Source organism: Pseudolysinimonas kribbensis (assembly GCF_039531715.1).
Classification (GTDB): Bacteria; Actinomycetota; Actinomycetes; order Actinomycetales; family Microbacteriaceae; genus Pseudolysinimonas; species Pseudolysinimonas kribbensis.
The window spans coordinates 431,891-451,439 of record NZ_BAAAQO010000002.1; the positions used below are offsets into that span (position 1 = coordinate 431,891).

Sequence of the window (19,549 nt, forward strand, 5' to 3'; positions counted from 1 at the left end):
CTAATGAGAGGACTTGTCGTGTTCTGTCGGCGCGGAGTAAACAGAGCCCACATGGTTCAACGTTGAAACTAAGGGGATCGAACATGCAGGGGAAAACGCGGGCAATGGTCGCGCTGATCACGACCTCCGCGCTCATCGCAACGGGCACGATCGTTGGAGGGTCCACAGCGGCGGCGGCGCCGCGTCAAGCCAAGGTCGACGTCGGTCCGACTGGAACCGACGTGGTGCAGCGAGCGATTCCGTTCGACCATCCGACTTCGCTCGGCAGTGCCGCGAAGATCGCGAGCAGCATGCGGAATGCAATCGCTGTCACGTTTGAGGCGGGCGGCATTCAGGGGCAGTGGGCGACAACCGGCTCCATCAGCGTCAAGGACTTCCTGGCTCGCGAGGCGAGCGTCTACGGGGCGGTGCCTCGAGCCACGAGCATCGTCGTGACAGACACCGCGGAGAACTTGGCCAAGGACGAGAACGCGCAGGCACCCATCGCCACGGGCAAGCCGGCCTTCGTGGGTCAGGACGCCACCAAGGTGCCCGCCCATTCTGTGGCCGAGCTCCAGTCGAACGAGACCTCCATCAAGAGCAAGAGCAAGAGCAAGAGCAGCCTCGCTTCGCCCAATATCAACAACCCGAGCGCTCTCAACTGGGCTCCCGAGGATGCCTTCATCAACGTCACCCAGGATGGCTCGCTGATCGACTTCAACGAGACCTATCAGTGGTACGGCGCGGTCAACAACGGGAACGATCCGCGGTACACGTACTCCGACTTCGGCCTGGAGTTCGGACTCGACGCCTACACGAACAACGTCAACTACCAGGGCGGCACCCGCGACTTCTGCAACTCGGGCTTTAAGGATCAGCCCTTCGCCAAGGACTACGGCTGGTCGTACACCGTTCAGACGGTGGTACCTGGGGGAGAGGACGTGGAGTCGGCGCCGGCCGGTGTGAAGCCGTATGCCGACTACAACGACCTGGGCGACTCTTGCAACCGGAACTCGATCGCGATCGGGCTGGAGTATCCGCAGCAGATTCCGATCGCGGACTACGGCTGGTCTGCACTCATCGTGGATGTGCTCGCACCGCGCGGAGTCGACTCGTCTGGCCTGATGGGCGGGAGCGTGCAGGCGGTGGACAACCGCTTCTGCATCGGGAATCCGAGCCTGGCTCTCACTGACTGCATGGGAGTGGATCAGGAGTCGTACCCCAGCGGCAACGGCAACCGTCTGACTCTCAACACGTCGCACGGTTGGAACGGGCCGAATACGTGCTGGTACAGCGCCGACACCGGCACCACGGCGCCACAGCTCGAAGAGTGCTAGCGGCGCCGCGCCCGTCTGAGGGCCGTCAAGAGCAAGGCGGCGAGCACGAGTAGGGCGCCGGCGATAGATATCACGGTCGGGAGGGCACCATGAGTGAAAAGGTGCTCTCCCGACTGGTCGGTGCCCGGTGTCGACCAGCTGCATTCAACGCCGAGGGGGGTCAGCGAGTATCCGCCGGACACTGTGCTGCCGTCTGGAATCGCGATCCCCGATGTCGGATTCTGCAAAGCGTGGACGCACTGACTCATCGGCGATCCGATGCCGTCGACGGTGAGGCCCCAGACCAGCCCGCAGACGAGCAGCAGGATCCCGAGAGCGAATCCCCCAACCAACAGCCCTCGCATCGTCCCTCCCCGGTCGACCTTAGACCGATCGGGGCCGTGCGGCCCCTCGCGGCGCCGCTCATCGCGTCGCCCCGCGGGTGAGGGTGTCCACGACACAGCACCACGTCGTCGTCGGGAACGGGCACGGCTTGGGTGCTGGCGAGCGTCCGCCCCTGGGTGATGTAGCGCGCGATCGCTTCGAGCCGCGCCGTGATCTTGCGCGTCGCGTCGGCGGCCGACGTCGTGGGAACCGTCATCGTGATCGCTTCGACCTCGCCCATCACTGGCAGCTCTCGCACTGGAGGTCGTCCATCGGGTCGACCCGCACGTCATAGCCGCCTACATGCTCGAAAACGTCCCCGGGATTCATCATCTGCTCCATTCGTCGCACCAACCGTTTTCCTTGGCCTTCCGGCATGGGGATCGATTGAGAGCGGGAGCGATGGAGTGCCGGGACCGTGGAATACCGGAGGGAGCGCAGCGAGCGAGGACATGCCGCGGAAGCCCGGAACGAAGGCGCGGAGCGAACTACGATCGCGCAGCGGGAAAGGTCAAGGACCCCTCGTTGACACGTACGTGTCAACGCCTCTAGGTCAGCGGAGTATCCAGCTCACGAACGCCGTCAGGTCGTCCGTCAGGCGAGCGCGGTCGACGCAGTAACGGACGCTGCGACCCTTGCGGTGGGCGGCGTCGACGTCGGCGGTGACGTAACCGAGTTCTTCCAGCTCATCGAGCGCGGCGCGCGCGGCGCCGGGACTGATGCTGAGCGCCGCAACGACGGCCGAGCGCGGCGACTGAGGGTGATCCAGGAGGTACCCCGTCGCGGATCACCGCGGCCGACGTCCTGATCCCGGACGCGATCACGCACCCACTCCCGGGCTCGTGGACCGGGTGGCGGCTCCAGGGACGCGACGTCGACGGCGAGCAGTACGTGATCGACGTGCGGCCGCTGTCGGACGGCTCGTGGGCCGTCGTCGGGCTCTACGCCTGACGTGACCCACAATCGCCGCTACGAGGCGATCTACGACGAGATCGGCCGGCGGCAGATCGAGGAGATGGCGCTGCGGCCGCAGCCGCTCAGCCTCACGCCCGAGGAGGCCGGCTTGGCCGAGCATCTGCTGTTCCGGCCGGCTGAGCCGATCCGGGTCCGGGCGTGGGTGCGGTACCCCGAGCTGGTGGTCTACGTCCTCGCTGACGCGTCCGGCTGGAACGACCGCAGCGTGGAGCTGCGCTGGCGCGCCCCGGACGGCAGCGGCCGCGAGGCCCTGGTGTGCGCGAGCGCCGTCCGTCGGCTCGGCCCGGTGCCGCGGGAGGCTCGCGATCGCGACCTGGCGCCCTGGTACGGCCACCGGGCGAGCGACGCCGACCCGCAGCCCCCGGGGCCTCGCTAGGAGTCGACGGCGTGGCGGTGAACGCAGACCCGCAAGACGGGCTCGACGCGGCCACCCGAGCGCGCTCCGGCTATGCCGGGGCGTGGCATCCGATCCTCGCCGCGGTCGAGCAGGGACCCGGCGAATGGGGGATGACCGCGCAGTACGAGCGCCCCTACGCGATCGTGCGGCTCCTGCGCGTCGGCGGGGAGCTGGGCTACCGCACCGTCACATACGCCGAGCGCAGCGAGGACCGCGAGCTGATCGGCTACTTCCGCACGCTCCGCGCCGCAACCTACTGGGCGCACCGGCACTGGCTCCGCACCCTTGCGAAGCCGGGTGGCATCAACGGAGCATAACTGAGTAACGCTCTCTAGCATCGTTTCCGTGCCCAGCTTCGGCCGCCATCTCTATGCTCGGCTCATGAGTTGGCCTCGGAACCTCTACACCGGCCCGGGTGGCGGGCTCTACACGGGTGCCGGCGGCGGCATGTCTACGTCGCGAGGCGGCGGAGCCTCCACACTCCGCGACGGGGGCCTGTCGACCCTCCGGGGCGGCGGCCTGTCCACCTTGCGAGACGGTGGCCTCTCCACGCTTCGAGAGGGCGGCTTGTCGACGCTTCGAGGAGGAGGCCTATCCACCCTGCGGGGTGGCGGGCTGTCCACCTTGCGGGGTGGCGGGCTGTCAACGCTGCGCGCCGGCGGCCTTTGGAACGGTCCGGACGACGAGCCCTACATGAGCAACGTCCCGCCGTGGCCCATCTACGTGCAGGAACTCCGCAAGCGCGGGTTGGACTATTACGCGGACCTCATTTCAGAGGCCCGCGGACTCCGGTAAGTCAGCCCACGGAGCCAACGAGTTCGGACTCGCCGAGCACGCCCACCCTGAACGGGTCGCCCCCGACTGCCGATCGGGAGATTCCCCTTGTGCCGAAAACGATCGTTTTCGGCACGAGTGCCGACGCTTGCGTCGACTACCGGGACACGCCGAGCGCGCCGTGCCGAAACTCTGTACCGAAATCGAACCGTGCCGCCGCATCCGGCACGAGGAATCCCGACCGGGAGCCGGCACTGCACGGGCGATGACCCGCGCGCTCGCCGAGAGGGCTCAGGCCGGCAGCGCCTCCGCAACCACCTCACTCGCGACCTCGGCGACGGCGCGCGCCCGCGCGGTCGTGCGGATCGAGCGCATCGAGGCGAGCACGATCGGCAGCGCCGGAACGTCGTCGGCGATCCGCAGCGCGACGACGCGCTCCCCGTCGTAGCTGAGGTCGTGCCGCGGGCGCTGGTTGAGGATCGAGAATCCGTGCCCGTGCGCGACGAACGCCCGCACGGTCTCGTAGTTCATGGTCCGGTGCCGGATCTCGGGCTGCAGCCCGACCGACGCCAGGATGCCGAGGAAGTAGTCGCGGCTGTGCGGCAGGTCGAGCAGGATCATCGGTTCGCGCGAGAGCTCCCGCAGGTGCACGCGCTTCTTCGCGCTGAGGGGATGCTCGGCCGCGATGAGCACGTGCGGCGGCGCCTCGGCGAGCACGGTGCGCCGGATGTCGTTGCCGAGCGCGAAGTCGTAGCCGATCAGCAGCTCCACCCGGCCGCTGCGCAGCGCCTCGCGGGCCTCGTCGGCATCCACCTCGTCGACCTCGATGTCGAGGTAGGGGTGCGCGGCCCGCACCCGCGCGACGATCGCCGGCAGCACGAACGGCGCGAGCGTCACGAAGCAGCCGATCCGGATCGTGCCGCGCACCTGGTTGTCGATGCCGCGCGCCGTGTCGAGCGCCTCATCGAGGTTGAGAAGGAGCGCCCGGGCGTCGCCGAGGAACTGCTGGCCGGCGGCGGTGAGCGCGAGACCCTTCGAGCGCTGCCGCACGAACAGCTGGGCGCCCATCTGCTTCTCGAGCTGCGAGATCGCCGACGACACCGCCGACTGCGCGACGAACAGCTGCTCCGCCGCGGCCGTCATCGAGAGCGTGTTGGCCGCCTCGATGAAGTAACGCAGCTGGGCGAGCGTGACGTCCGGCTTACGCGCCATGACTCCTCCATCCGCCGGTGTGTTTCGGCATCATCCCAAGTGATGCAGTGATTCGCCCAACCTTATTTGTCTGATGCCGCTGACAGGACGACGCTATAGGGCATCCGGACGGCACCGGCGCCGTCTCCCGCGTTGAGGAGCGCACATGAGCACCGAGACCCGAACGGCGGCGCCCGTCGCCGAAGTCCGCACCATCGATTACATCCCCGAGAACGAGCGCCACGGCAAGTCGCGCAACCTGTTCACGATCTGGTTCGGCAGCAACATCATGATGCTGACGATCGCGACGGGCGTTCTCTCCACCGTCGTGTACGGACTGCCGATCTGGGCGGCGATCCTCGCCATGGCGATCGGCAACGTCCTCGGCGGCATCGTCATGGCGCTGCATGCCGCGCAGGGTCCGCAGATGGGCATCCCGCAGATGCTGCAGACCCGGGCGCAGTTCGGCGTGTGGGGAAGCCTGCTGGTCGTCGTGATCGTCGTGGTCATGTACGTCGCGTTCTTCGCCTCGAACGCGGTGCTCGGCGGGCAGGCCCTCGACGGCCTCCTGCACCTCGGCACCTTCTGGTCGACCGTCATCATCGGCCTCATCAGCGTCGTCGGCGTCGTGTTCGGCTACCGCCTCATCCACGCGTTCGGCACCGGCATGAGCATCGTCGCCGGCCTCGTACTCGTCGCGTGCTTCGTCTACGTCATCGTCGCGCACACGGTCCCCGCCGCCGCCTTCTCGAGCGGTACGCTCACGGCGGCCGGATTCATGGGCACGGTCTCGCTCGCCGCGCTGTGGCAGATCGCGTACGCGCCGTACGTGTCGGACTACACGCGCTACATGCCGAAGGACACCGGCGTGCGCCCGGCCTTCTGGGCGACCTTCGCCGGATGCGTGCTCGGCTCGCTCATCACCATGGCGTTCGGTGCGCTGCTGGGCGCCGCGTTCCCGAAGATCGAGAACACGTCGACGGCGCTGCAGCATCTGGTGCCGGGGATCAGCTGGCTCGCCCTCCTCGCGTTCGGGGTCGGCATCGCGATCACCAACGCGATGAACCTGTACTGCGGCAGCCTCGCCATCATCACCATCGGCCAGACGCTCGTGCCCAAGTGGATCCCCCGAGCGTGGACGCGCAGCATCATCGCCGTGATCCTGTTCGTCATCGCGCTGTTGATCGGGTTCGCCGCCTCGGCCGACTTCCTGACGAACCTGACCTCGCTGCTGCTGCTGCTGCTCATCGTCCTGATCCCGTGGACCGCCGTGAACCTCGTCGACTACTACGTCGTGCGGCACGGCAACTACGACATCACGTCGCTGTTCCGGCCGGACGGCGGCATCTACGGGCGCATCAACCGCAACGCGGTGATCTGCTACTTCGTCGGCATCGTCGTCCAGCTGCCGTTCGTCAACACGCCCTTCTTCGAGGGGCCGGTGGCGAAGGCGCTCGGCGGCGTCGACATCTCGTGGATCGTCGGCCTCGTCATCGTCTGCCCGCTGTACTACGTGCTCATGCGGACCTCGCGCCGGCAGCTCGTGCCGACGCACGAGATGGCGGCCGGCGACATCACCTCCGTGGGAGCCGAGTGACGACGGCTCCCTCCCCCGCCCTCGACCGCGGCCACTGGGCGGCGATCGCCGAGGGCCTCACCCCTCGGGCCGACGCCTTCATCGACGGCCGGTTCACCCCGGCCGTCGATGGGGCGCGACGGGCCGACCTCGATCCCGCGACGGGCGCGACGCTCGCCATGGTCGCCGACGGCGGCGAGGCGGATGCCGACCTCGCCGTCGCGGCGGCCCGCCGGGCGTTCGACGACGGCCGGTGGTCGCGGCGCTCCGCCCGCGAGCGGCAGGAGGTGCTGCTGCGGCTGGCGCAGCTGATCCTCGACAACGCCGCCGAGCTCGCCGTGCTCGAGACCCTGGACGCCGGCAAGCTCATCGCCGACACGTCGGCCTTCGACATCCCGGGCTCCGCGGCGATCCTGAAGTGGTACGCGGAGATCATCGACAAGATCCCCGGCGAGATCCCGCCGACCGGCGAGGGCGACCTCGCCCTGGTGACCCGCGAGCCGCTCGGCGTCGTCGGCGCGATCGTGCCGTGGAACTACCCGCTCGAGACGGCGATCTGGAAGCTCGCGCCGGCCCTCGTGACCGGCAACTCGGTCGTGCTCAAGCCGGCCGAGGACTCACCGCTCACCGCGCTCCGCCTCGCCGAGCTCGCGATTCAGGCCGGCCTGCCCGACGGCGTGCTCAACGTCGTGCCGGGCCCCGGGCCGGTGGTCGGCCGGGCGCTGGGCCGGCATCCCGACGTCGATGCGATCACCTTCACGGGCTCGACCGCGGTCGGCCGGCTGTTCATGACCTACGCGGGCGAGTCGACGCTCAAGCCGGTGTGGCTGGAGTGCGGCGGCAAGAGCGCGAACGTCGTGTTCGCCGACGCCGCCGACCTCGACCGCGTCGCCGACGGCGTCATCGCCGGCATCTTCACCAACCAGGGGCAGGTGTGCTCCGCGAACTCGCGCCTGCTGGTGCAGCGCGCCGTCCAGGACGCGCTGCTCGAGCGGGTGCTCGACCGCGTCCGCGGCATTCGGCCGGGTGATCCGCTCGACCCGGCGACCGCGATGGGCCCGCTCGTCAGCGTGAAGCAGGCCGAGCGGGTGCGCGGCTTCATCGAGACCGGACGCGGCGAGGGCACGCTGCTCGCCGGCGGCTCCGAGGTGGCCGGCTCGCCCACGGCGGCCTACGTGCCGCCGACCGTGTTCGGCGACGTGGCCCCGGATGCCGTGATCGCCCAGGAGGAGATCTTCGGCCCGGTGCTCGCCGTCACGCCCTTCGACACCGAGGAGGAGGCGATCCGGATCGCCAACGGCTCCCGCTACGGTCTCGCCGCCTCGCTCTGGTCGGACAGCCTCGCGCGCGTGCACCGGGTGGCGCCGCGTCTGCGCGCCGGCACGGTCTCGGTCAACCGGGTCGACGCGATCGACGTCGCCGTGCCGTTCGGCGGGTTCGGGCAGTCGGGCTTCGGGCGCGACCTGTCGGCGCACGCGCTCGACCAGTACACCGGCCTGAAGACCACGTGGATCGATTACCGATGACCACCGGCGCCTCCGACCCGGAGCGGGTCGACCTCGAGGTCGACTACCTCGTGATCGGGGGCGGCACCGCGGGCGGAGTGGTGGCCGCCCGCCTCACCGAGGATCCCGGCGTGAGCGTCGGGGTCCTCGAGTGGGGTCCGGACGACCGCGGCGAGGACCGCGCGCGGTACCTGCGGCGCTGGGCCGAGATGGTCGAGAGCGAGTACGACCTCGACTACCGCAGCGTGCCGCAGACGCGAGGCAACTCCGGCATCCGGCAGACCCGCGCCCGGCTGCTCGGCGGCTGCTCGACCACCAACACGATGATCTCCTGGCGCCCGCTGCGCGCCGACCTCGACGAGTGGGCGGAGCTCGGTGCCGCGGGGTGGGACGCCGACACGTTCCAGCCGTACTTCGACCGGCTCGCCATCCCGATCCATCCGGTGGCCACGGCCGACCGCAACCCGGTGCTCGCCGACATCGTGCAGGCCGCGTCGACGGCGCTCGGGCTGCCGGTGCAGGAGCGCTGGAACGACGGGCGCACCGACGTCGACGCGCACGGCACCGGATTCTTCGAGCTCGGCTACGACCCCGCGACCAACGTGCGCGGCTCGACGTCGATCTGGTACCTGCATCCGATCCTCGATGCGCGGGAGAACCTGACGCTCGTGACCGGCGCCCGGGTGACCCGGTTGCTGCTGGAGGGCGGCCGCGCGATCGGTGCCGAGTACCGGGATGCCGAGGGCGTCGTGCATGTGGCGCGCGCCCGGCGGGAGATCGTCGTGGCCGCGGGGGCGATCGACACGCCCCGGCTGCTGCTGCTGTCGGGGATCGGGCCGCGCGCCGTACTCGAGGCGGCGGGGGTGCCGGTCGCGGTCGAGCTTCCCGGCGTCGGCGAGAACCTGCAGGACCACGCCGAGGGCCTGGTCGTGTGGGAGACCGTCGAGGATCCGCCGGACATCAGCGCGAGCGGCTGGGACGCGGGCGCCATGCTGCAGGTCGATGCCGGCCGCCCCGAGCGACCCGACGTCATGATGCACTTCCCCGTCGAGGCGTGGGTGGAGCACCCGAAGAACCACGGCATCGTCTTCCCGGAGCACATCGTCGCGATCGCCCCGAACGTCGCGAAGCCGTCGAGCCGCGGCCGGGTCTGGATCGCCTCCCCCGATCCGGATGCCGCCCCCCTCATCGACTACCGCTATTTCACCGACCCGGAGGGCCACGACGAGCGGATGCTGCTCGCCGGCGTGCGCGCCGCGCGGGCGATCGGCGAGGCCGAGCCGTTCCGCAGCCGCATCGTGCGCGAGGTGTTCCCCGGCGCCGACGTGCAGTCCGATGAGGAGCTGAGCGCGGTCGAGCGCGCGATCCACCAGACCGTGTACCACGTGAGCGGCACCTGCCGGATCGGCGCGGACGACGACGAGCTCGCCGTCGTCGATCGCCGGCTCCGGGTGCGCGGCGTCGAAGGTCTGCGGATCGCCGACGCCTCCGTCTTCCCGACCGTGCCCTCGGTGAACCCGGTCATCACGGTGCTCATGGTCGGCGAGCGCGCCGCCGACCTCATCCGCGCCGACGCCGCCGGGCGGGCCGAGTAGCCGCTACTCGATCCGCTCGAGGTCAGACGCGAAGGCGTGCAGTCCCTCGGGCGCGATCGTGAAGCGCACGCCGTCGCCGACCCGCAGGGCCTCGGCCTCCTGCGAGAGCATCGTCACCGGCACGGTGAGCTCGCCCGCCGTGATCTCGGCGCGGGCGAACGGGCCGAAGAAGCTCAGCGACGCGAGCGTACCGGGGAAGGCGTCGGCCGACCCATCGCCCACGATCCGCACGCTCTCGGCCATGACGAGCACGTCGACAGCCGCGCCGTCGGCGAGGTCGTCCTGCGCCGCGCGCACCGAGAGCGATCCGACCTCGACGCGCGGGGCACCGCCGGATGCGCGGACGACGCCCCTGCCGAGCAGCTGCCCGCCGAGGAACTGCGCGACGAACCGGTTGCCCGGCTCCCGGTACATGGCCTCGGGGCTGTCGTCCTGCTGCACGGCGCCGCGGTCGAGCATCATGACCTGATCGCCGAGGTCCATGGCCTCCTCCTGGTCATGGGTGACCATGACCGTCGTGAGGCCCGTCTCGCGGTGGATCCGCTTGAGTTCGCGCTGCATCTCGCCCCGGATCTTGCGGTCCAGGGCGCTCAGCGGCTCGTCGAGCAGCAGCAGCTCGGGGCTTGTGACGAGCGCGCGGGCGAGCGCGACGCGCTGCTGCTGGCCGCCGGAGAGTTGCGCGGGCGATCGGGTCTCGAAGCCGGCCAGACCGACGAGGCCCAGCATCTCCTCGGCCTTGCGTTTCGCGCCGGCGCGCGGCGCGCGCCGGGCGCGCAGCCCGTACATGACGTTCGACAGCACGCTGAGGTGCGGGAACAGGGCGTAGTTCTGAAAGACGAACCCGATGTTGCGCTTCTCGACCGGCAGCTTCGAGACGTCGCGGGCGCCGATCCGGATGCTGCCCGTGTCGGGCTCCTCGAGCCCGGCGATGATGCGCAGCAGCGTCGACTTCCCGGACCCCGACGACCCCAGCATGATGCAGAACGTGCCGTCGGCGACGCTCAGGTCGAGCGGCAGCAGGGCGGCCGCTCCGTTGAAGGTCTTCGCGACCTGGGTGACGGTGAGTTCGGACATCAGCGACCCCTGTTCGTGGCGGTGAAGATCTTGGCGGCGTTGCCGGTGATCCAGTTGATGACGACGACCAGCACGATCGTCGCGAGGATGATGATCGTCGCGAGCGCGTCGACGTCGGGCGTGACGCCGAGCCGCACCATCGAGTAGATCTGCACGGGCAGGGTCGAGATGCCGATCGGCGCGAGGAAGAGCTGGATCGCGAAGTTGTTGAAGGTGATGACGAACGCGAGCATCGCCCCCGCCACGATCGACGGCGCGATGAGCGGCACGGTGATCGTGAAGAACACCCGCAGCGGCCCCGCGCCGAGCGATCGCGCCGCCTCGGCATAGGACCCCTGCAGCTCGCGCAGCCGGCCGCTCACGATGAGCACGACGAACGGCATCGAGGTCACGACCGACGCGACGATGAGCCCGACGGATCCGGAGCCGAGGCCGAACCAGCCGAAGACGATCACGAACCCGGCGGCCAGGATCAGCGCGGGCACCGTGAGGAGAGAGAGCAGCAGACCGTTGACCGGCAGGTTCACGAACCGACCGGATCGCACCATCCCGATCGAGAGGAGCGTGCCGACGATGACCGCGAAGATCGTCGCCTGGGTCGCGAGGTTGAGGCTCGTGGCGAGCGCATCGACGAGCGCCTGGTCGTTGCCGAGCGCCGCGTACCACTCGAGCGAGAACTGGAACGGGAACGTGCCGTAACGCGAGTGGTTGAGGCCGAGCGCGATCATGCTGAGCAGCGGCAGCGCCAGCACGACGAGCATGATCACGAGCCAGACCTTCAGCAGCCGGGGCAGCACGGGCTTCACCTGGCCACCCCCGAGATCGCGCGACGCGACCAGCCGAGCAGTCCCGTCACGATGCCGACGATGGCGAGGCTTGCGACCAGCAGCACCAGCGAGATCGCGACGGAGAACTGCTGGTGCACGCCGGTCGAGAGCTGGGAGGAGATGACGTTGCCGAGCATCTGACCGCTCGGGCCGCCGAGGATCGCGGGTTCGGCGAACGCACCGACGGTCTGCACGAAGGTGATCGCGAAGTTGACGCCGATCATCGCCGACGACAACGGCCAGATGACTCGGGTGAAGACGAAGCCCTTCCCGGCCCCGAGGGTGCGCGAGGCCTCGAGCACCGAGCGATCGATCTGCTCGGACGCCGAGTACATGACGAGGATCGCGGTCGGCAGGCTCTCCTGCACCATCACGAGGATCGCCGCGAGCGGGGTGTACATGATCGAGCTCTGCGGGCTGGTCAAGCCGATCGCCGACAGCAGCGACATGATCGGTCCGCCGGCCTGGATGAGGGTGACGAAGCCGTAGATCAGCAGCAGCTGCGACGTGATGTAGGGGATGATGACGAACCCGAGGATGAGCGGCTTCGTCGTGGGGCGCGTGTACCGGGCGAGGGCCCAGGCGGCCGGCCAGCCGAGTGCGATCGCGATCACCGTCACGGCGAACGCGATGAGCAGGGTGCGGCCGAGCAGCATCAGATAGGTCGGCGTGCCGAGCATCTCTGCGAAGTTGTCGAGCGTGAAGGCACCGGCATCGGTCGTGAAGCCGACGACGAGCAGCGCCCCGAGCGGGAGCACGGCGAACAGGATCAGCAGGATCCCGCCCGGGGTGAGCAGCGCTCCGGTGCCCAGAGCCCCCCGGACCCGCCGCGCCGAAGGGCGACGGGTCTGGAGGGCGATGGTGTCGGACATCAGGAGCCGGCCTTGACCTTCGTCCAGGCGTCGATCCACGACTGCAGCACGTCGGCCGGCTCGGGAAGTTGCAAGGAGTAGCTGCTGACCTTGTCGGGGTTGGCCTGCAGCCGTTCGACGGTCTCCGGATTGAGCGAATCGACGACGGCCTTGTTGGCGGGCGCAGGCGAGGCGTCTGCCGGGTTCTCGGCCCACGTCTTCAGGAAGGCGCTGCTGGTCATGTAGTTGAGCCACTTGTATGCCAAGTCGAGCTTCTTCGTCTTGGCCGCGATGGCCCAGTTGTCGATCCAGCCCACGGCGCCCTGCTTGGCGATCACGTACGTGAAGTTCTGCGCACCCGTCACGCCGCCGGTGATGAGCCCGCCGATGGCATCCGAGTTGCCGACGCCCGCGACGACGGAGCCGGACGAGATGGCCTTGGCGAGATCGTCGGTGCTGGAGTACAGCACCTTCGAGTTGTCCTTCAGGGCCTGCAGGGCCGGCGCGACCTTGGTCATGTCGGGCTTCTGCGGGTCCTCACCGAGGTACATCGCCGTGATCGGGATCAGAACGGTCGGGTCGTCGATCAGCGCGATCTCCCCCTTGTACTCGGGGTCCCACAAGACGTCGAGCGAGTCCTGGCCGGAGGTCACCTTCGTCTTGTCGTAGAACAAGCCGGTGCTGCCGTAGGTCCACGGGATGCCGTAGAGCTTGCCACCCTGCCGGATCTCCTTGCGACCGGAGAATGCCGGGAAGATGTCCTTGTAGTTGGTCAGCTTCGACGTGTCGAGCGCGTGGAAGTCGCCCTCGGCGATCCCGGGCCCGATGTACTGGATGTTCGGCAGCGCGACGTCGATGCCGCCGTTCGCCTTCTTCACCAGTTGGAGCTGGTTCGCCTCGGAGTCGATGTACTGGAACTTGAGGGTGGCACCGGTCTCCTTCTTGAAGTCCTTGGCGACGAACGGCAGGTCTGCTCCGTAGCCCTTCCAGATGGCGACCGTGAGGGTCTTGCTGTCGTCGCTGCCGCCGCCGCTGGGCGAGAGCGAGCAGCCGGTGAGTGCGAGCGCGGCGGTGGCGACCGTCGCGGTCGCCACCGCGAGGCGACGTGCGAGGGAACGGCGTCGTTGCCCGGTGAAGCTCCGCGAGAATGTCACTTCGGTTCTCCTTTGTCCGTACGTGGTGCGATGTGGGGTGGGATCCACTCCTGGTGGGTGGTCTGTCAGAGCAGGCCCTGCGTGGCGTGCTCGAGATACTCGCGCGCGGCGACGAGCTGCGCGACGGGGTCGGAGGCGGTGTCGAGCTCGAGGAGGATGCCGCCCTCGTACCCGATGCCGGCGAGCGTCGCGGCGAAGGCGCGCCAGTCGACCACGCCCTCCCCTGCCGGCCGGAAGTACGGCTTGTGCCGCCCGAAGACCTGGTCGTCGACGAGCACGTGCTCACGGAAGGGTCCGGTCGCGTCCTTCCAGTGCGCCATGACCACACGCTCGCGATGCCGCGAGACGAGCTGCACCGGGTCGCCGCCGCCGAGCACGATGTGGCCGGTGTCGGGGCAGAACGCGACGAGGAACGGGTCGGTCAGCAGCAGGAACAGGTCAACGTCGCGAGGGGTCCAGAACACCGAGTGGCTCTCCGGGTGCAGGGCGAGGGTGATGCCGTGCCGCTGCGCGACCGCGCCGACCTCGTTCGCGATGTCGGCGATGGGCGCCGCTGTCGCCAGGTCGACGGGGGCGAGCCCGTCGCCGCGCTCGTTGTTGCGTCGCATCGGCAGTCCTGCGACGAGGAACGACGCCCCGATCGACGCGAGGAACGCCGACTCGGCCTCCGCGGCCTCGAGGATCGCGGCACGCGTGGCCGGATCGGTCACATCGGCGGCGTGCTCGATGTCGCCGAAATAGCCGCTGACCACGTGCAGCTCGCGACGCTGCAGTTCGGCGACGAAGGCCTCGGCCGAGCCATAGGCGGCGAGCGCCGTCAGTCGGTCCGCGGGCGGGAACGTCATCTCGAGCTCCGAGACCCCCGCCTCCAGCAGGGCGCCGAGCATCGTGTCCCACACGCGCCGCGGCTCGCGGCGCGCGAATTCCTGCAGGTCGCCGCGCTCGCCGAGGCCCCAGAAGCCGGGGTCGAAGAACGTGATGAGGTCGACGCCGAAGGCGCGGGTCGTGGTGGCGGTGTCGGTCACGGTCATGCAGTCCAGGTCTCCTTCGCCGGCGCGGGGCGATCGGTGGTCGTGGTCAGGGCGACGGCCCCGTCGCGCGTCCCGTTCGCGATGTGGTCGAGCACCTCGATCACATGCAGCGCGAAGTCGGCGCCGACGCGCAGCGGCTCGCCCGCGAGGGCGTGAGCGAGGTCGGCGACGCCCGGCCCGCGCAGCGGGAGCTGGTCGGTGTCGACGCTCGCAGTGAATCCCCGGATGACGGGCGGCAGTTCGCGCCACTCGCTCTCGCCGTTCAGGCGGACGCTCACCGCCCCGTCGTAATCGTTCGGGTCCGGCACGCTCAGGGTGCCCTTCGATCCGTACAGCTCGATGAAGGGCAGTCGGTGCTCCCACACGTCGAAGCTCATCTGCACGGTCGCGATCGCACCGGAGGCGAAGGTCAGCACGGCGCCGCTATGGGTCGGGATGGCGACGTCGACCGACTCGATCCGGCGGCCCGGTGTGCTGACCGGCCGCACCGTGCTGCCGATCCGCACCGCGGCGTAGAGGGAGGCGACCGGGCCGAGCAGGTTCACGAGAGCCGACACGTAGTACGGGCCCATGTCGAGCGCGGGGCCGCCGCCGCGGATGAAGAGGAACGTCGGGTCCGGATGCCAGAGCTCGGCCCGGCTGTGGGTCACGAACGCCGTGGCGCCGATCACGTCGCCGATGAGACCGTCGTCCACGGCGGCGCGCGCCGTCTGGCCCGCTGCCCCGAGGAACGTATCGGGCGCGGAGCCGAAGAGCACGCCCCGCTCGCGCGCCTCATCGACGAGCGTCGCGGCGCTCGCGAACGACGCGGTCAGCGGCTTCTCGGTGAAGACGCTCTTGTCCGAGGCGATGAGCGCCCTTGTCACCGTCTCGTGAGCGAGGGGCGGCGTGAGGTTGATGAGGATCTGCACGTCGGGGTCCGCGGCGAGCGCCTCGGACGAATCGAAGACGGGCACGCTGTAGCGCTTGCCGGCGGCGGTCGCGAGCCCACGATCCAGATCGGTACAACCCACGATGTGTAGGCCGTCGAAGCGGTCGAGTCCCCGGAAGTACGCGCCGGAGATGTTCCCGCAGCCGACGATTCCCACGCCGACCGAACCGCTGCCCGATGCCACGTTCCCTCTTCTCCTTCGAAGCCGTCTCGACCCGTGAGCGAAGCAGCTCCGGGCGTTGATCGGGAACGCTAGCAATTATGCGCGGTGATAGCAAAACATTTTGCGCGGCGATAGCAGAATCGTTATCGGGTCGCCTACGATGATCGGGTCTGGAGGATGACGATGGATCACGTCGCGATGCGACAGCAGAACGCCGCGCAGACGCTGGCGATCTTGTTCCGGACAGGCCCGATGAAGATGGCGGCCCTCCAGCGCGAATCGGGGCTCTCCCGCCGCACGCTCGAGCTCATCCTGGATGACCTCATCGCCAGCGGCTGGGTGACCGAGATCAACTCGACGCCGGTGCGCACGGTCGGCCGGCCGGCCCGCAGCTTCGGCTTCCGCTACGGCGCCGCCCACCTCGTCGCACTGCAGCTCGAGGCGGGACAGATCCAGGCGACGGTCGCCGATCTCGCCGCCGAGGTGCTGGGCGAGCGCCGAATGACCCTGCCCATCGCCACCTCGCGGCATGAGCGCCTCGCGTTGCTCGACCGGTGCGTCGCCGGCCTCCTGGGCGCGGCGGGCGTTGAGCGCTCGAGCGTCGTCGCGGTCACCGTCTCGACACCCGGCATCGTGCAAGACGACGGCACCATCGATCTGCCCATGACCATGCCTGACTGGACCGGCTTCTCACTCTCCGACGCCGTCGGCCAGCTCTTCGACTGCCCCGTCCGCGTCGAGAACGACGCCAAGTTGGCCGCGCTCGGTGAGAAGTGGTCGCGCGACGGCGAAGTGCGGGATTTCGTCTATGTCTTCGCCGACGAGGCGCGCATCGGCATCGGGCTCGTCGTGCAGAACGAGCTCTACCGGGGCCGCGACGGCGGCGCGGGCGAGATCACCTGGGCCCCCCAGCTGGGGCTGCACGCCCTGTCGAGCCCGGCGCTGGACGGCCTCGACGATGAGGACGCCCCCGCCCACGCGACCGCCCAGGCGATCGTCGACGCGGCCCGCGCGGGCGAGACCGAAGCGCTCGCGGAGATCCGGAAGGTCGCCGAAGCTCTGGTGCCCGCGATCACGGCGATCGCGTGGCTGATCGCGCCGGAGGAGATCATCCTGGGGGGCACCCTCGGCACGATCCAGGATCTGCTGCTTCCTGCATTGGAGACGGCCCTCGAGGGCAACGACCGCCCGATCTGGTCGAAGCTGCGGGGGTCGCAGTTCGGTGAGCGCAGCGTGCTGACCGGTTGCCTGCGCATGTGCGTCGAGTCCCTCAGCGAAGATCTGTTCGTCCCGTCCCGGGTCGGAGCCATCAGGCCCGACGGCATCCTGGGGCCGGGCGAGCTGTATGCGGATGCGTCCACGGGGTAGCGCATCAGTTGCGCCGATGCAGCGCTTCTGCTCTGCCTGCTGGCCAGATGGGGTGCTCGCACGCCAGGATGCTCGCAACGGACACCCGAGCGAGGAGATCGACGATGATTCCCCAGGACACCGCGACGGCCGATGAGGCCGTCCCCGCCGTGAGCGCGATCCGGCTCTTCAAGTCGCTGCGACGGGCCGACATCGTCTTCTTCATCGTCGCCGTCGTCATCAGCGTCGACGCGATCACCGCGCTCGGTCAGGGCGGCCCGCAGGGGCTGATCTGGACGACGATCCTCGCGGTCGTCTTCATGATCCCGAACGCGATGATCTTCGCCGAGTCGGCCGCGGCGTTCCCGCAGGAGGGCGGGCCGTACACCTGGGTCAAGCGCGCGTTCGGCGGACGCTGGGCCGGCATCTCGAGCATCCTGTACTGGGTCACCAACCCGATCTGGCTGGGCGGCTCGCTCGCCTTCATCACCGAGGAGGCGTGGTCGGGCTTCGTCTTCCCGATCGCGGACGGCAGCTGGGGCGACTACCTCTTCAAGTTCCTGTTCATCTGGGTCGCGATCTTCGTCGCGGTCGTCAGCCTGCGCCGCGGCAAGGTGCTGCTCAACATCGGTGCGGCGCTCAAGCTCATCGTGCTCCTGGTGCTCGTCGTGACGGCGGTCATCTACGTCATCTCGCACGGCGTCGCCCGCATCGACGCCGGAGACTTCATGCCGACGGCCGCCGGGTTCCTCGCGATCGTGCCGATCGCCCTGTTCGCGGTCACCGGTTTCGAGGCGCCGAGCGCGGCATCCGGCGAGATGCTCGACGCGCAGCGCGACACCCCGATCGCGATCGCGCGCGGTGGCGTCATCACGGGGCTCGCCTACGTGCTGCCGATCCTCGCGATCGTGCTCATGACGCCGACGAAGCAGCTCGAGAACGCGGGCGTGCTGCCGACGATCAAGTCGGCGTTCGACATCTTCGGGCCGGCGGCGGGGCCGCTGGTGGCGATCCTCGCGATCTTCTTCACGATCGGCCTGCTCGCGCAGGGCGCCGGATGGATGGTCGCGACCGACCGCATCCAGGCGGTCGCCTCGGCCGACGGCACCTTCTTCAACGGATTCTTCGGCAAGTTCAGCGAGCGCCTCGGCACCCCGGTGCGCATGAACATCCTCTCCGGCGTGATCTCGACGATCTTCTTCGTCGCCGCGATGACGCTCGTGAAGGGCACGGCCGGCAACATCTTCCAGGTCGTGCTGACCTGCGCCGTGTCGACGCTGCTGCTGAGCTACCTCATCATCGTGCCGGCGCTGATCCGGCTGAAGGTGACCCGGCCCGACGTGCCGCGGCCGTATCGCGTGCCGGGCGGTACGGCAGGGTTCATCGTGCTCGCCAGCATCCAGCTGTTCTTCGTGCTCGTGGGCAGCATCGGCGCCGTCTTCCCGGGCGTGATCGAGCACCTGCTCGGGTTCACCTACTCGTTCGAGGACGAGTGGGGCGTCTCCCAGCTGAACTACGAGCTCTTCACGGTCGGCACCATCGCGGTCGTCGTGATCATCGGGCTCATCGGCTACGCGGCGGCCGGCGGCGTGCGGCGGCGGGTCGCCGCGGCGGAGACGACTCCGCACGCACAGACAGCGCAGAACCGCGCCGAATGACGACGATCGGCATCGCGCAGTGGCTCGCCGCGGTCGGCGAACCGGACCGCAACCTGCGCGACGCCCTGACGCTCGTCGACGAGCTCGCCCGGCGTGGGTGCGACCTCATCGTCCTGCCCGAGCTGTGGCCGTGCGGCTACGACCCGGCGACCCTGGCGCGCGATGCCCGGGATGCCGCCGAGCCGCTCGATGGGCCGCGCGGCCGGGCGCTCGCGGCGGCCGCGCTCGCGCACGAGGTCTGGCTGTTCGCGGGCACCGTGCCCGAGCTCGACGGCAACCGTCTTTACAACACCGCCCTCGTCTACGGCCCCGACGGCGCCCTCCGGGCGACGCACCGCAAGACGCACCTCTACTTCCCGCTCGGCGAGGACACGGTGTTCGCCGCCGGTGACGGCCCCACGGTGCTCGAGATCGACGGCCTCGGCACGGTGGGCCTCAGCACCTGCTTCGACGGCGACCATCCGGATTTCGCCCGCACGCTGCACGACCGCGGCGCGCGGATCGTCGTCTCGCCCTGCGCGTACGAGGTCGGCGCCGAGTCGTGGTGGGACCTGCTGTACCCGGCCAACGCCCTCGCCAACGGGCAGTGGTGGATCATGGCGAACCAGCGCGGCGGCGACCTGCTCGGCGCGAGCCGGGTGATCGCGCCGGACGGGTCGATCCTCGCGGAACTGCCGCGGCTCGGCGACGACGCGCGGCCCCCGGCGCCCGAGACGCTGGTGGTGAGCGTCGACCTGCAGGAGGGGATCGATCGCGCGCAGCGGGAGGCCGGCGCCCTCTGGGCGCACGGCCGGTGAGACGACCGCTGCGCGCGATCCCGG

Annotated in this window: 15 protein-coding genes and 1 pseudogene; 9 read left to right on the forward strand and 7 right to left on the reverse strand. The window is 69.4% G+C overall.

Features of this window, described 5'->3' with window-relative positions; all coding sequences use genetic code 11:
• Positions 1-104 precede the first annotated feature (104 nt).
• The 3 genes from ABD285_RS02770 (at position 105) to ABD285_RS02780 (ending at position 3,368) form a co-directional block, all read left to right on the forward strand.
• Positions 105-1,316, forward strand: coding sequence for a hypothetical protein (locus ABD285_RS02770; protein WP_344200085.1), 1,212 nt, complete (start codon positions 105-107; stop codon positions 1,314-1,316).
• Between the two features lie 1,315 nt (positions 1,317-2,631).
• Positions 2,632-3,030 (forward strand): hypothetical protein, encoded by a 399-nt coding sequence (locus ABD285_RS02775; protein ID WP_284253768.1) that lies wholly within the window; start codon positions 2,632-2,634, stop codon positions 3,028-3,030.
• A gap of 11 nt (positions 3,031-3,041) precedes the next feature.
• A complete protein-coding gene (locus ABD285_RS02780; RefSeq protein ID WP_284253769.1) occupies positions 3,042-3,368 on the forward strand; it encodes a hypothetical protein in 327 nt (108 codons plus the stop codon).
• A gap of 748 nt (positions 3,369-4,116) precedes the next feature.
• Here the strand turns inward: ABD285_RS02780 and ABD285_RS02785 are convergent.
• Positions 4,117-5,037 carry a LysR substrate-binding domain-containing protein gene (locus tag ABD285_RS02785; protein ID WP_284253770.1) on the reverse strand — a complete coding sequence of 307 codons (921 nt, stop codon included), beginning with the start codon at positions 5,035-5,037 and terminating at the stop codon, positions 4,117-4,119.
• Positions 5,038-5,182: 145 nt separating this feature from the next.
• Between ABD285_RS02785 and ABD285_RS02790 the strand changes: the two genes are divergently transcribed.
• The 3 genes from ABD285_RS02790 to ABD285_RS02800 are packed head-to-tail and all read left to right on the forward strand — an operon-like array spanning position 5,183 to position 9,692.
• Complete coding sequence (locus tag ABD285_RS02790; protein ID WP_284253771.1) at positions 5,183-6,613, forward strand: purine-cytosine permease family protein; 1,431 nt, start codon at positions 5,183-5,185, stop codon at positions 6,611-6,613.
• A complete protein-coding gene (locus ABD285_RS02795; protein ID WP_344200093.1) occupies positions 6,610-8,118 on the forward strand; it encodes an aldehyde dehydrogenase family protein in 1,509 nt (502 codons plus the stop codon). Before ABD285_RS02790 ends, ABD285_RS02795 begins: the two co-directional genes overlap by 4 nt.
• Entirely contained in the window at positions 8,115-9,692 is a 1,578-nt protein-coding gene (locus tag ABD285_RS02800) for a GMC family oxidoreductase (protein ID WP_344200096.1), read from the forward strand. The genes ABD285_RS02795 and ABD285_RS02800 overlap by 4 nt, the downstream gene beginning before the upstream one ends.
• Positions 9,693-9,695: 3 nt before the next feature.
• On the opposite strand, the pseudogene ABD285_RS02805 reads toward ABD285_RS02800, so the two are convergent.
• From ABD285_RS02805 to ABD285_RS02830, 6 genes and pseudogenes are all read right to left on the reverse strand, one after another.
• A pseudogene (locus ABD285_RS02805) lies at positions 9,696-10,661 on the reverse strand (ABC transporter ATP-binding protein); the annotation flags it as partial.
• A gap of 104 nt (positions 10,662-10,765) precedes the next feature.
• A complete protein-coding gene (locus tag ABD285_RS02810) occupies positions 10,766-11,572 on the reverse strand; it encodes an ABC transporter permease (RefSeq protein ID WP_344200099.1) in 807 nt (268 codons plus the stop codon).
• Positions 11,569-12,465, reverse strand: coding sequence for an ABC transporter permease (locus ABD285_RS02815; protein ID WP_344200102.1), 897 nt, complete (start codon positions 12,463-12,465; stop codon positions 11,569-11,571). The genes ABD285_RS02810 and ABD285_RS02815 overlap by 4 nt, the downstream gene beginning before the upstream one ends.
• Positions 12,465-13,598, reverse strand: coding sequence for an ABC transporter substrate-binding protein (locus ABD285_RS02820; RefSeq protein ID WP_344200105.1), 1,134 nt, complete (start codon positions 13,596-13,598; stop codon positions 12,465-12,467). The genes ABD285_RS02815 and ABD285_RS02820 overlap by 1 nt, the downstream gene beginning before the upstream one ends.
• 65 nt (positions 13,599-13,663) lie before the next feature.
• Positions 13,664-14,629, reverse strand: coding sequence for a sugar phosphate isomerase/epimerase family protein (locus ABD285_RS02825; RefSeq protein ID WP_284253781.1), 966 nt, complete (start codon positions 14,627-14,629; stop codon positions 13,664-13,666).
• Complete coding sequence (locus ABD285_RS02830; protein WP_344200108.1) at positions 14,626-15,744, reverse strand: Gfo/Idh/MocA family protein; 1,119 nt, start codon at positions 15,742-15,744, stop codon at positions 14,626-14,628. The genes ABD285_RS02825 and ABD285_RS02830 overlap by 4 nt, the downstream gene beginning before the upstream one ends.
• A gap of 162 nt (positions 15,745-15,906) precedes the next feature.
• Here ABD285_RS02830 and ABD285_RS02835 point away from each other — a divergent pair, with 162 nt between their 5' ends.
• The 3 genes from ABD285_RS02835 (at position 15,907) to ABD285_RS02845 (ending at position 19,525) form a co-directional block, all read left to right on the forward strand.
• Entirely contained in the window at positions 15,907-17,091 is a 1,185-nt protein-coding gene (locus tag ABD285_RS02835) for an ROK family protein (protein ID WP_344200111.1), read from the forward strand.
• 104 nt (positions 17,092-17,195) lie between these two features.
• Positions 17,196-18,728 (forward strand): APC family permease, encoded by a 1,533-nt coding sequence (locus ABD285_RS02840; RefSeq protein WP_284253786.1) that lies wholly within the window; start codon positions 17,196-17,198, stop codon positions 18,726-18,728.
• On the forward strand, positions 18,725-19,525 hold the full coding sequence (locus ABD285_RS02845; protein WP_344200114.1) for a carbon-nitrogen hydrolase family protein: 801 nt from the start codon (positions 18,725-18,727) through the stop codon (positions 19,523-19,525). Before ABD285_RS02840 ends, ABD285_RS02845 begins: the two co-directional genes overlap by 4 nt.
• The last annotated feature ends 24 nt before the right edge of the window (positions 19,526-19,549 follow it).